Genomic DNA, 12,225 nt, shown 5'->3' on the forward strand with positions numbered 1-12,225 from the left:
GTGTACTTGTCTTCGCTGCCGCCCAGCGTGGCGCCATAGCCCAGCAGGCCGTTCTGGTTGGCCTTGGTTGCGCGCAGCGTGCCGTTGAGCAGCAGGCTCTGGCCCAGGAAGAGTTTGGTGGCGCTGACATACACATCCACGCCGTGGCGTTTGGCGCCCAGTGCGGTGAGCGTAGGGTCCAGCCCGGTGGAGCCCAGCGTCTTGTACTGCATGCCCACTGCCACCTGCGGCATCAGCGTGTCGCTGTCCAGGACGGCATCGCCCAGCACGCGAACCTTGGCGCCCACGATGGTCTGTTTCAGGTGCAGCCCGGGTAGGCCCAGGGCCACGCCGGTGCCGCGGGTGTTGAAGTCCTGCTGCGCAATCGACAGTTCGTAGCGGTCATGGATGCCGACGGCCGCGCCGTACACATTCAGGCCGTAGTCGGTGGTGCCGGCGTGGGTGACGTAGGCAGAGCCGCCAATTTCGCCCGCCGTGGCGTTGCTGCCGATGACGGCCCAGGGCGTGAGGCCGCCGCCGGCCGCGCCTTCAATGGTGCTGACACCGCCGGTCAACAGCAGTTTGCCGGTGTCGGCGTGGGCGCCGGCGCAAAGCAGGGTGAGCAGGCTGGCAATCAGGGGGGGTGATACGGAGTGGCGCATGGTGATCCTGTGGGTGAAAAGGAAAAAGCCGGTTGCCGGCGTCAATGGAAGTGAACCTGTGTGGAATACGGAAAACCGGATTCACTGGATTCAATGAAACGAAAAAAGATGCGAAAAGAAGCTGGGTCGCTCTTCGAAAGGCTGAATCCGCGGGCCGGCCGTCAACGTATTCAGAACAGCTTGCGGGATGGCCTGGCAGATTGCATGGCTTTCCCACCCGTCAAAACCAGTGTCTGGAGTGCCGAATGCCTGCTTGTTCCCTGTTCATGCGCAATGCGCGTCATCTTTTTAGTACCGTGGCGGCACTGACGCTCTTTGGCGTGAGCGGTGCCCCGTTATGGGCCCAAACGGCGTCCGGACGCGAATGGGTCACGCCGCCGCCCGGCAACGTGGCGCGCGGCCTGGCCCTGTACCAGGCGCGCTGTACGGCATGCCATGCCGTCGACGGCAACAAGATCGGGCCCGCGCACCGCGGTGTGATGGGCCGCCGCGTGGGCAGCCTGCCTGGGTACAAATATTCGGACGAACTGGCGCGGTCGCGATTGCGCTGGACGCCGCAAACCCTCAACGCGTGGCTGGAAGACCCCGAGCAGCTGGTGGCCGGGCAGCGCATGGGCTTTCAGGTGGAAAGCGCGGCGGAGCGTGCCGACTTGATCGCCTACCTTGCCACGCTGAAATGAACAGACAGCTATCAATTCAGGAGCCGCTTGCGCTCGTCCTGCCTGCCTGGAAGGCCTTTTCTTCAGAAACTCTTTGTTCCGTGGCCGCCCATGAGATAAACGCCAGCCCGCCCTGATGCCGCAGCAAATGGGGCCCTGTGGCGGCTGCTACCATCTCAGCCATGAAACGACGCGACTTTCTGGCCACCACCACACTCGCTTTTACCGGAGGATTTGCCATGGCCGATGTTCCCAAAGTCCAGTCACTGGATGAAGCGCTGCGATGGCWGGACAAGGTCGACCAGGCCGCCAGTGTCAAAACCACCGGCCAATGGCCCCTGGTGTCGGTGCTGGAGCACATGGCGCAAAGYGTGGAAATGAGCCTGGACGGCTTTCCGCAGCCGAAAAGCGCGGTGTTCCAGAACACGGCGGGCGCCGCGGCCTTTGCCTTTTTCAAATGGCGCGGGCAAATGAGCCACAGCCTGAGCGAGCCCATCCCGGGCGCTGCGGCTCTCAGCCGTGAAGGCGACTGGCGGCCCGCCTCGGCGCGGCTGCGCGCGGCCATTGCCCGTTTTGCCGGGCACCAAGGCGCGCTCAAGCCGCACTTTGCCTACGGCGCGCTCAGCAAGGCTGATTTTTCGCTCGCGCACACCTTTCATATCGCCAACCACCAGGATGAGATCGTCCTGGTAGCGCGCTAGAGGCGCTGCTTAGAAAAGCTGGTCGGTTGCTATCGATTCAGGAGCTGCTGGCGCACGACCTGATTGGTCTGCAGGCACTTTTTGTTCATGAATTCCTTCTTCGCCGGGCTTGGCCAGCGTGGAAGCGCGAACGCCCAGCAGGCGCAGTTTTTTGTCCAGCGGCACCCGCTTGAGGCACAGCCCCGCCAGCTGGCGGATGGTTTTCCCGTCCGCGGTGTACGTGTCTGAGGTCTGGTCGCGTGTCGCGATCTTGAAGTCGTCGTAGCGCAGCTTGATGCCGATGGTTTTGGCCACGTAGCCCTTGCGCTGCAGGTCTTCGCCCAGCCGTTCGCACAGGTCGGTGAAGATGGCGCCCAGCGTGGCCTTGTCGCGCACCGCGTGCAGGTCGCGGTCAAAAGTGGTTTCGCGGCTCATGCTCACGGGCTCGCTCTCGGTGACCACCGGGCGGTCGTCGCGGCCCCAGGCGGCCTCGTGCATCCAGGCGCCGGTGGCCTTGCCGAAGTTGTCGATCAGCCATTGCGGGTCTTGCGCGGCCAGCTCGCCGACGGTGTGGATGTGCAGCCTCGCCAGTTTGTCGCCGGACTTCGGGCCGATGCCGTTGATCTTGCGAACGTGCAGCGGCCAGATTTTTTCCTGCAGGTCCGCTTCGTAAATGATGGAAATGCCGTTGGGCTTGTTGAACTCGCTCGCCATCTTGGCCAGCAGCTTGTTCGGCGCGACGCCGACCGAGCAGGTCAGGCCGGTTTTTTCAAAGATCGCTTTCTGGATGAGCCGGGCCAGCACACGCCCGCCCTCGCGCTGGCCGCCGGGCACGTCGGTGAAGTCGATATAGACCTCGTCCACGCCACGGTCTTGCATCAGCGGGGCGATGTCGGTGATGGTGCTTTTAAAGAGCTGCGAGTATTTGCGGATTTCCGAAAAATCCACCGGCAGCACAATGGCCTGCGGGCACAGCCTGGCGGCCTTCATCATGCCCATGGCCGAGCCCACGCCGAACTGCCGTGCCGCATAGGTGGCGGTGGTGATAACGCCGCGGCCCACATAGTCCTTGAGCAGCGGAAAACTTTCCACTGGAATAAAACGCAAAGCCCGCTCGCCCTGCGCGGCCCGCAGTTCTTCGTCAACCTTGCGCCAGCCGCCGCCTATGACGACCGGCAGGCCCTTCAATTGCGGGTAGCGCAGCAACTCGACCGACGCAAAAAACGCATCCATGTCGAGGTGGGCAATGCGGCGGATTTTGGGTGCGGGGGAGGGGGACGGGGCGCTCACCCGGCAAGCATAGCAATTCGCAATGGCTTGCGCGCGGTCGCCCCGACACGATTTGGCCCTATTTGGCCGGGTCAGCCGCAAGGCTCGTGCGCTCCTTGGTACTGCGCCGGCCAGGCCTTTCGGGCAGCGGTAAGCGGGCGTAAACGGCACTCAGGAAGCGCGGCGCTCTGGCATCATGGCCGGCTTGCCCACTCTTCTTGTCGAAAGTGAAACGCCATGCCCTCCCACGCCACCGGAAGTTTTGAAGTCATGCTCGCGCCGCAATCGCTGGCGAATGCCGATGCCGGCCCGCTGATGGGCCGGCTGTCCATCAACAAGACCTTCAGCGGCGACCTGCAGGCCACCAGTCAGGGCGAGATGCTGAGCGCCGGCACGGCAGTCAAAGGCTCGGCCGGTTATGTCGCGATGGAATGCGTGACGGGCACGCTGCACGGCAAAAGCGGCAGCTTTGTTCTGCAGCACAGCGGCACCATGAACCGTGGTGCGCCGCAGCTGGCGGTGAACGTGGTGCCTGATTCCGGCACCGGCGAGCTCACGGGCCTGAGCGGCACGCTCACCATCCAGATTGCCGACGGCAAGCATTCGTATGCGATGGACTATGAGATATCGCCTCAGGCTTGAGTGAGCGAAATAGGCGTGCCTCAACTTCACCGATTCTGGTTTTCTTTCGAAGACCTCCCACCCTTTTCCATATTGGGCGCTGGTTGTGGCGTAACTGCCTATAGCCATGACGACGCGGTTCAAATACTGAAGGACCGCGTGTTTCAGCAGTCGTTGCCGGCCTGCTCCGTGATTGCGGATGTTGATGTCAGCACGCTGGACGAGAACCACGTGCGGCCCAATATGGGGGTGGTGACGCAACGCTGTTGAATTCCGCTGAAGTCTGACCCGAGTTTTCCATCGAATATTGACCCACGCTCTTTGTGAGCAGAATGTGCTCACGATGTGGATAAGTTCTTGGTTTTCTCCTTTTTAGGCTGAGTCTGTGTGGATCTGCCTCAAAGTGCGCCGCTGTTTCCGCGATTTTGTTGCCTCGATATCCAGCCAGGTGGCCAGCTTCTCGGCGTAGGGATCGAGCTTGCTTGAGCTGGCCCGCCTTGGGTACTTGGGCTCGCGCTCTTCCGATCGCAGGTGCTTCTTTATTGTGTTGCGAGCCAGGCCTGTACGCCTTGAGATCTCGCGGATGGACATCTGATCCCGCAATGCCCAACGTCTGATGACATTCAATGTCGCCACGTCTATCACTCCTARWTTCCCCCTGCTTTTAAAACAAGCAGGGTAGTGCCTACGTGGGTCAGTTTTGGATGGAAATTACTGCGATAAGTGGATCAGATTTCGACGGAATTCAACACACTGAGCTACCCCCATTCTCCAGGTACTTCCCCAGTGACGGCCTAGAAACCGGCAGCCGTAATTTTTTGGCGCCGCAAATTTCCGTTAAGAACCTGTTCAAGTTTCAGCTCATGTCCGAGTAGCTGATTCCCCTGCACGCTGAAAGTCACTGGCGTGCCCACCATTGAATAGTCCGTATCGGGACCAAACCAGATGTCTTCACCGTACCACTGCTGACCGGAGGCAAACTTTACCCGGTAGGTCCCAGGGGGAACRCCGATTTCAACTTGTTCGCCGGCTCTCACGAAGACAGCCATAACGGCTACACCCGATTGCCAATCTGCGAGTCTGATGAAGTAGTTCACTCCGCGACCGGCCGTCACCTTGAACGGGGGCTGGTTGGTCGCAAACTGACGCCACGGTGGTGCTTTGTGTTCGCCGCTCGGCGGGAGTGGCTGCAAGTTTGCTGCCAGCGTTGCTTGCTGTTGTCGCGCAATTGCAGCCGCTTTTTCGTATTCGATGCCGGCCTGCAAGAGCCGAGCTTCCTCCGCATCTACGCTTCTCTTGTATTCGACAAACCACCAGGTACCAAGTGCCAGAGTGAGCACGGCCACTATCGCGCTTTGGGCGTAAAGCGCCGGACTCATCATCCCCACACCATTGCGTAGTTTGGCGATAGCCTCATCGGATCCCGCTGACTGGATGAGGTCATTCAGGTTTTCGCGCAGCTCCTTGAGCTGGTCTTCAACCTTGTAGCCAAGCTTGGCGCGCATCCTCGCAGCCCTTGAGTTGGGGTTCCTCACGCGTAGCGTTGCCGCATAAGCCTCTCGTGCGATAGCCAGCGCGAGCGTCCTATTGCCGGTGGAAAGGAAGTACCCGGCCTGATGCGCGAGGAGTTTGGCGTTCTGTTCGGAAAAGGCATTGGCACCGAAAAGGTTCTGATAAAGCGCGTCTAGGCTCCAAAAAAAACCATGCAAGCTCCACCACCCCGTTACAACGGTGATTCCAGTACTCTTTACGCCTTCGTACATTTCACAACGTGCGCAGTAGACCCCTTGAAAAGGCTGGCGAGTGGCGCCGACTACATAGGAGAACACTCGGAAAAAGACGCGATAACGCGGACTGGCAGTGAGACTGTTGCACCTGCTACACCGTACGGGCTCGTATGACGTCGTTCCAGTCGAGGCGCGTGTTGAAGAGCTAGAAGCCTCTTGTACCGTGGATGAAGCTGTCGAGAGTGCAGGTTCAACGGATGAAGCGTCATAAGCGGCCCTCTCCACAGGATCGGACAGCACGTCATAAGCCCTCTGTAGCTCTTGAAAACGCCTGGTCGCATCGAACCCCTCATTCCGGTCTGGATGTCGCTCCATTGCGAGAGCGCGGTAGGCCGCCTTGATGACTGATGCTGGCGCGGTTGGTGCAACGCCCAAACACGCGTAGTAACCCAAAGGATCTGTTGTCCCCATATTCACCCCCTCCTATCACAAGGATACCTGCCCACGACAAACGCGCTATTGGATTTTTCCCGGCTTGGGCCTTCCTTTTCGGGGTTTATTCAGCTATTCGACCTACTTTGCGATACGTTGACTAGCTATGGTTCAAACCCGAACCAATCGTGGGGATGTCGGCAACCTGGAAGCAGACGAACTATGCTGACGGTCGTTGAATGGAGCCTGTATTTACCGATCCCCTTTGATCTCCAGGCCTCACCTCAGGTCATTGGCACTGGCCGCATATGTCAGCTGGTAGCGGGCTGCCATCGAACCGGGCTGGGCACMGTGGCGCTCGATACCTTGGYCGAGCGCCTCCTGCTGCAGGGCATCCAGCGCCGACGTGTCATAGGCGACGGCGACCACGACCCAGTCGGCCGTCTTGTCCTTGCCGCCGCGAATCTGCTGCTCCTTTGTGCTGACGGCCTGGGGCGTCTCGGTGCGCAGTACGTGGAAAGCGGCGCCACCGGGCTTGCTGACAAATGCCACCGCAATTGCTGATAGGTGGYCCAGCAGTTCTGCATSCCGGCCTTCGGCGGGYGASAGSCGCAAGGTCARTGCATGACGGSCGATGCCGCCCCCYGYGCTGTGCAGCAGCCGGCACTGGCTTCGAACCATGTCCTGATGGTGCGGCATCATCTTGGTGGACCAGGGCGTCGGGTTGTTCAGGCGATCCCTGTAACCGGGCGATGTGAGTACTTCATAGTCCTCCAGCTCATACAGGACAAAGAAACCTTCTGCGTTGTCGACGCTGGACCAGCGTGAGCCGCGCAGAAATCCCTGGATGCCCATGCGCTCGGGAAAGTGCTCATGGGAATGCCAGTGTTCGAATTCTTCCCTGTGCTCTGTCGCCATGTTCCACCACATGGCGACGGCGGCTTGTCCCAAAAAGGCCATGGTGTTTACCGCCTCAGGCTCAGTAAGTGCCTGGCACAAAGATGCTGTTGTCCACCGACTTGATGTCGGTGCGCCCACAGAAAGCCATAGTCAGGTCCAGCTCCTTGTGGATGATCTGCAGCGCCTTGGTTACGCCTTCTTCGCCCATGGCGCCCAGGCCGTAGAGGAAGGCGCGGCCGATGTAGGTGCCCTTGGCACCCAGGGCGGTGGCTTTCAGCACATCCTGGCCGGAGCGTATGCCGCCGTCCATGTGCACCTCGATCTGGTTACCGACTGCCGCGACGATCTCGGGCAGGCAGGAAATGGAAGACATCGCGCCATCGAGCTGGCGGCCGCCGTGGTTGGAGACCACCAGCGCATCGGCGCCGGAATTGACGGCGAGCTTCGCGTCTTCAACGTCCTGGATGCCCTTGAGGATCAGCTTGCCGCCCCAGCGTTTTTTGATCCACTCCACGTCTCCCCAGTTGAGGGCCGGGTCGARCTGTTTGGCCGTCCACTCAGAGAGCGAGCCCATGTTCTCGACACCCTTGACGTGACCCACGATGTTGCCGAAGCCGTGGCGGCGGGTAGCGAGCATGCCCAGGCCCCAGCGCGGCTTGGTCATCAGGTTGAGGATGGTCGACAGCGTCGGCTTGGGCGGTGCGCTCAGGCCGTTTTTCAAATCCTTGTGGCGCTGGCCGAGGATCTGCAAATCGAGCGTGAGCACCAGTGCCGAGCAATTGGCTGCCTTGGCGCGGTCGATCAGACTTTCAATGAAAGCGCGGTCCTTCATCACGTAGAGCTGGAACCAGAAGGGGTGGCGGTCTGTGCCGGTGGCCACGTCTTCGATGGAACAGATGCTCATGGTCGAGAGCGTGAAGGGGATGCCGAATTTTTTGGCAGCGCGGGCGCCCAGGATTTCGCCATCAGCGTGCTGCATGCCTGTGAGGCCCGTGGGCGCGATGGCAACCGGCATGGCTACCGGCTGGCCGATCATCGTGGTCGCTGTGCTGCGGTTTTCCATGTTGACGGCCACGCGCTGGCGCAGCTTGATCTTCTGGAAGTCGCTTTCGTTGGCGCGGTAGGTGCTTTCCGTCCACGAGCCGGAGTCGGCGTAGTCGTAAAACATGCGGGGCACCCGCTTTTTGGCCAGGACGCGCAGGTCTTCGATGTTGGTGATCACGGGCATGGGGTCTCCAGACGACAGTTTTTTTGGGGAAGCTGCCGCCATGGTAGCGCCCGTGTTTGCGTTCTTGCGTGAATTCTGGTCCCGAGGCTTTGAAATTATTGATAAGCCACTGTCCCGCATAATCTGCGCCGGTGCGCCCCCGGGGGCGCTACCTCAACAAAAAGCGGCGACCAGGGCCTGTTCGCCAATACAAGGGAATTACTTATGCAACGCACTCTCTTCACACTGATTCCAGTCCTGACGCTCGCACTGCTGGCCGGATGTACCCGCATTGAAACCGGCGAAGTGGGCTTGCGCATCAACTTTGACAAAACCACAGACCCGACCGAGCGTCTGCCGGGCTCCTTTAACCAGACGCTGATCGGCGATATCCTGACCTTCAAGATTCAGGACGTGGCGGTGGCCGTGGACAACATGACCCCGCTGGCGTCCGACAACTCAACCGTCAAGGACTTTGACATGACGGTGGTCTATAACGTCAATCCGACGGCCGTTTCCGAGCTATGGACCACCAAAAACCGGACCTTCCATGGCCTGTCGGACAAAGGCGGCGACATCCTGCTGATGCAGAACTATGTGGCGATGAGCGCGCGCAATGCGGCTTACAAGGTGGCGCGCGAATATGAATCGCTCAAGATGGCCGACAACCGGCCGGCGATTGAGCAGAAAATCCGCGAAAACGTCATCAAGACGCTGACCGAGGAAAAGCTGGCGGACAAGATCACGGTTTCCCAGATCCAGGTACGTGCCATTACCCCCGCCGATGTGATTGTTCAGAGTGCCAACGAACTGGTGCGGGCGCAAAACGAGCTGAAAACCAAAGAGGTCGAGGTGCAGACCGCCAAAAAGGAGGCTGAGCGCATTGCTGCCTTGAACGCCAACGCGGGCGCGATTGGCTACATGAACGCCATGGCCAACCTGAAGATCGCCGAAGGCGTTGCCGCAGGCAAGGTGCATACCATTGTGGTGCCCTATGACTTCAAGGGCATCGTGAACGCAAAATGAGCCTGGGCCGGCGGCGCGCATCCCGCGCTGGCGGGGCTGAAATTATTTCCACACCCCCGCCGCCGCTGCCGCCGTCTCTTACCAGCTGCCGGACGACCCACCACCGCTGCTGGAGCCACCCGACGAACTCCGGCTGCTCGAGCTGGAGCTCGAACTGCTGCCCGACGAGCTGCTGCCATCCCGGTCATCGCGCCCACTGCTGCTGCCGGAACCCCCCGTGAAGAAGCCGAACAGCATCGCCAGCCCGAATGCCATGCCTGTCGGCATCCAGGATTCCCAGTCAGTTAGAAGCAGGTCTGGCGGGTTTTGAAACGCCACATACCCCACAACGCAGGCCACCAGGGCGCTGCGCACGCCAAACTCCACCAGGCTGCGTTTGTAGGCCGCGCGCATACCCATGGCGATCAGGCCGAGCAGTAAACAGCCTATACCGCCTCCCAGGGCGTAGAGCAGGCCCAAACCGAAGCGGTTGGCGCCCACCACGAAGGCAATGCCGACCATAGCGCTGATCGCCAGTGCGATACCACCCGTCACCAGGCGCACCGTGCGGGAACGGCCGCAGCCGAACCCCAGCGCAAACGCCAGCGGCACGGGGAAAGAGAGCAGGATGGCGCCGATGGCGGGACTCTTCAGGACAACCACCGCCACCGCCGGGACGGCCGCGACGACGCCGACCGTCACCGGCCACTTCCAGGTGCGGCGCGCCCGAACCACGCCCACGGCAAAACCCCACAGCAGTGCGGCAATAAAAGCCCAGCCAAAGGGCGTGATGCCACCGCGGCTCGCTTCCGGGGGGTCAATGTCGCCCCGCACCAGTGCGCCGATGTGGATGATGGCTGCCTCCAGTCCGCCCGCGTAGTCGTTGCGCTGAAAGCGCGGCTTCATGTCCTGGTCGATGATGCGGCCCGCCAGTACGTCGGGCACGATGCCCTCCAGGCCCTGGCCCACCTCGATGCGCATGCGCCTGTCTTCCAGGGCCACCAGGATCAGGATGCCTTCGTCGCGCTGGGTATCGCCGAGTTTCCACTTCTCGAACACGCGCGTGGCGTATTCCTCGATGGAGTCCTCACCCGTTGTCGGCAGCATGTACACGACGACTGCTGCGCGCGTGTCTGCTTCGATTGCCAGGATTTGTTCGTTCAGGGCCGCGACCTGGGCTGTGTTCAGCGTGCCGGTGGTGTCGAGCACGCGCGCGCTGTAAGGCGGAACCTGCACCCGGACGGCACCGGCGGGCGTGGCGATTTGCGCGGTATCGCTCGGTGTGGGTGCCTGGGCGGCATCGGACGGCACGTCTGTCTGTCCGGCACGCGCCTGTGCTGCCATGGCATCACCCGCCGCCAGCATGCACAGCGCCACCCACAGAACAACCAGCGTTCTATAGAGAAAACGCCGGGTTTCAGCCGCTGAAGGAAATAACGGGGCGCGTTGAAGGTGAAGCATGGAAGGTTTGGGATAGAGCACGGCCGGTACAGCGTTGTCGGATGCCGGCGCCGGAAAGATCAACGTGCCGCAGTCGCGCTGCCGCGCACGCTGGCTTCGCGCACACCGGCACCGCGCACTTCGAGCCGTATCTCGTCGGCCACCTTGCCGCCGGCATCGACCAGTTGCACCACATGCCGGCCCGGCCAGGGCATCCACTGCGCTTGGGCCCCGCGCGCAAACTCCTTGCCGTCCATCAGCCAGCGCGTGCCGCGGCCTTCGGCGCTGAAGCTGACGCGCTGGTGTTTCGGCGGGATGTCCGGGTCCAGGGCAATGATGGTGCCGGAGGCAGGGGCGGTGATGCGGGGCGGGGCGTCGGGTTCGGCAACCGGTTTTCTCAAGCCATTTCGTGCTGTAGCCCTTTCAGATCGGGCGCTACCAGCTCCTGAATTCATAGCAAAAACGGTTTGCTCCGTGCCTTTCAGGAACCATTCGTTGCGGGCTGCTTCGAGCGGCGTGCCGCCCTGGTTGCCAAACCGGGTCTGGCTTTGCACCAGGCCGGCGGGCGGCAACGGCGCGCGGCTGGGTTCGGTTTTATGCAGGTAATTCATCACCGCCGCCCAGATGGGGGCGGCGCCCGTGGTGCCGCTCACGTCCCACATGGGCGCGCCGCTGGCATTGCCCACCCACACGCCCACGGTGTAGCGCTGCGAGAAGCCCATGGCCCAGTTGTCGCGCATGTCCTTGCTGGTACCGGTTTTCACGGCGCTCCAGAAGCGGGTGGCCAGGATGCTGTCGGTGCCGAAGGTGCGGGCGCGCGCCATCGGGTCGGCCATGATGTCGGTGGCGATAAAGGCCGCGCGTGCATCCAGCGCGGGCTTGAAGACCGGTTTGGGGTTTCTCGCCAGCGAAGTCGCGCTGTAGCGACCGCCGTTGGCCAGCGTGCGGTAGGCATTGGTGAGGGACAGCAAAGACACCTCGCTGCTGCCCAGCGCCAGGCTGTAGCCGTAATAGTCACCCGACTCCTTGAGCGGCAGGCCCACGGCTTWGAGCTGTTTGTGAAAGGCATCGGGCGTCACCATCACCAGCGTACGCACGGCCGGCACGTTCAGCGACGCACCGAGTGCGGTGCGGGCCGATACCAGGCCCTTGAACTGGCGGTCGTAGTTTTGCGGAATGTAGAGCCCGCCCGCGGTCTGGATCTGCGAGGACGAATCTTCGAGCAGCGACGCTGCGGTGATGCGGCGCTCGGCAATGGCCTCTGCATACAAAAACGGCTTGAGCGTGGAGCCCGGCTGGCGCAGTGCCATCACACCGTCGACTTCGGCGGCGCCGCTCAGTTCGCCCGACGAACCTACCCAGGCCAGCACCTCGCCGGTGGCGTTGTCCAGCACGACAATGGCGCCGTCTTCGACGTGGCGGCCGCGCAGCTCGCGCAGCTGCTGGGTCAGGGTCTGCACGGCAAAACGTTGCAGCGGCGCGCGTGCGGTAGAAACCAGCGTGCGGGGCACGCCCGTACGCCCGGGGGTATCGGCCTGGGCCGCGAGCAGCCGGCGCGCCAGGTGCGGCGCCACGCCTTCACTCGGATCAAACGCCTTGCGCTGCAGCGCGGCAGTGGCAAGCAGGTCCAGACCCTCGCAGTCG

11 protein-coding genes and 2 pseudogenes are annotated in these 12,225 nt (G+C 61.9%); 4 read left to right on the forward strand and 9 right to left on the reverse strand.

The features are described 5' to 3' along the window. Positions 1 to 641: DUF3034 family protein (locus tag AC1D1P_RS05100; protein WP_477672279.1), on the reverse strand; the 641-nt coding region annotated here is incomplete at its 3' end. Between the two features lie 245 nt (positions 642 to 886). Here AC1D1P_RS05100 and AC1D1P_RS05105 point away from each other — a divergent pair. Next, positions 887 to 1,321 (forward strand): c-type cytochrome, encoded by a 435-nt coding sequence (locus AC1D1P_RS05105; protein WP_477672280.1) that lies wholly within the window; start codon positions 887 to 889, stop codon positions 1,319 to 1,321. 161 nt (positions 1,322 to 1,482) lie between these two features. Continuing rightward, the gene (locus tag AC1D1P_RS05110) at positions 1,483 to 2,001 is read left to right on the forward strand and encodes a DUF1569 domain-containing protein (RefSeq protein ID WP_477672281.1); all 519 of its coding nucleotides are present in this window, start codon (positions 1,483 to 1,485) and stop codon (positions 1,999 to 2,001) included. Positions 2,002 to 2,010: 9 nt separating this feature from the next. On the opposite strand, the gene AC1D1P_RS05115 is transcribed toward AC1D1P_RS05110, so the two are convergent. After that, complete coding sequence (locus AC1D1P_RS05115; protein WP_477672282.1) at positions 2,011 to 3,270, reverse strand: Y-family DNA polymerase; 1,260 nt, start codon at positions 3,268 to 3,270, stop codon at positions 2,011 to 2,013. Between the two features lie 216 nt (positions 3,271 to 3,486). On the opposite strand from AC1D1P_RS05115, the gene AC1D1P_RS05120 reads away from it, so the two are divergent. Next, positions 3,487 to 3,891 carry a DUF3224 domain-containing protein gene (locus AC1D1P_RS05120; RefSeq protein ID WP_477671267.1) on the forward strand — a complete coding sequence of 135 codons (405 nt, stop codon included), beginning with the start codon at positions 3,487 to 3,489 and terminating at the stop codon, positions 3,889 to 3,891. Positions 3,892 to 4,251: 360 nt separating this feature from the next. Here the strand turns inward: AC1D1P_RS05120 and AC1D1P_RS05125 are convergent. The 5 genes and pseudogenes from AC1D1P_RS05125 to AC1D1P_RS05145 all read right to left on the reverse strand — a co-directional run. Beyond that, positions 4,252 to 4,515, reverse strand: a pseudogene (locus AC1D1P_RS05125) (IS21 family transposase); the annotation flags it as partial. Between the two features lie 149 nt (positions 4,516 to 4,664). Beyond that, entirely contained in the window at positions 4,665 to 5,633 is a 969-nt protein-coding gene (locus AC1D1P_RS05130) for a hypothetical protein (RefSeq protein WP_477672287.1), read from the reverse strand. Between the two features lie 240 nt (positions 5,634 to 5,873). Then, a pseudogene (locus tag AC1D1P_RS05135) lies at positions 5,874 to 6,068 on the reverse strand (J domain-containing protein); the annotation flags it as partial. A gap of 240 nt (positions 6,069 to 6,308) precedes the next feature. After that, positions 6,309 to 6,989, reverse strand: coding sequence for a hypothetical protein (locus AC1D1P_RS05140; protein ID WP_477672283.1), 681 nt, complete (start codon positions 6,987 to 6,989; stop codon positions 6,309 to 6,311). A 19-nt stretch (positions 6,990 to 7,008) separates the two neighbouring features. Next, positions 7,009 to 8,157, reverse strand: coding sequence for an alpha-hydroxy acid oxidase (locus AC1D1P_RS05145; protein WP_477672284.1), 1,149 nt, complete (start codon positions 8,155 to 8,157; stop codon positions 7,009 to 7,011). A 204-nt stretch (positions 8,158 to 8,361) separates the two neighbouring features. On the opposite strand from AC1D1P_RS05145, the gene AC1D1P_RS05150 reads away from it, so the two are divergent. Further along, positions 8,362 to 9,162 carry an SPFH domain-containing protein gene (locus AC1D1P_RS05150; RefSeq protein WP_477671271.1) on the forward strand — a complete coding sequence of 267 codons (801 nt, stop codon included), beginning with the start codon at positions 8,362 to 8,364 and terminating at the stop codon, positions 9,160 to 9,162. Between the two features lie 78 nt (positions 9,163 to 9,240). Here the strand turns inward: AC1D1P_RS05150 and AC1D1P_RS05155 are convergent, their stop codons facing one another. Next, entirely contained in the window at positions 9,241 to 10,602 is a 1,362-nt protein-coding gene (locus AC1D1P_RS05155; RefSeq protein WP_477672285.1) for a TPM domain-containing protein, read from the reverse strand. Positions 10,603 to 10,661: 59 nt separating this feature from the next. Next, a partial coding sequence (locus AC1D1P_RS05160) for a penicillin-binding transpeptidase domain-containing protein (RefSeq protein WP_477672286.1) occupies positions 10,662 to 12,225 on the reverse strand: 1,564 nt, incomplete at its 5' end.

This window comes from Polaromonas sp. P1_E1_2 (genome assembly GCF_056406035.1).

What these genes read in the sequence shown, in the direction of transcription:
- AC1D1P_RS05155 (WP_477672285.1), bottom strand. Translation starts at nt 10,602, where the DNA reads ATGCTTCACCTTCAACGCGCCCCGTTATTTCCTTCAGCGGCTGAAACC.
- AC1D1P_RS05120 (WP_477671267.1), top strand. Translation starts at nt 3,487, where the DNA reads ATGCCCTCCCACGCCACCGGAAGTTTTGAAGTCATGCTCGCGCCGCAA.
- AC1D1P_RS05150 (WP_477671271.1), top strand. Translation starts at nt 8,362, where the DNA reads ATGCAACGCACTCTCTTCACACTGATTCCAGTCCTGACGCTCGCACTG.
- AC1D1P_RS05105 (WP_477672280.1), top strand. Translation starts at nt 887, where the DNA reads ATGCCTGCTTGTTCCCTGTTCATGCGCAATGCGCGTCATCTTTTTAGT.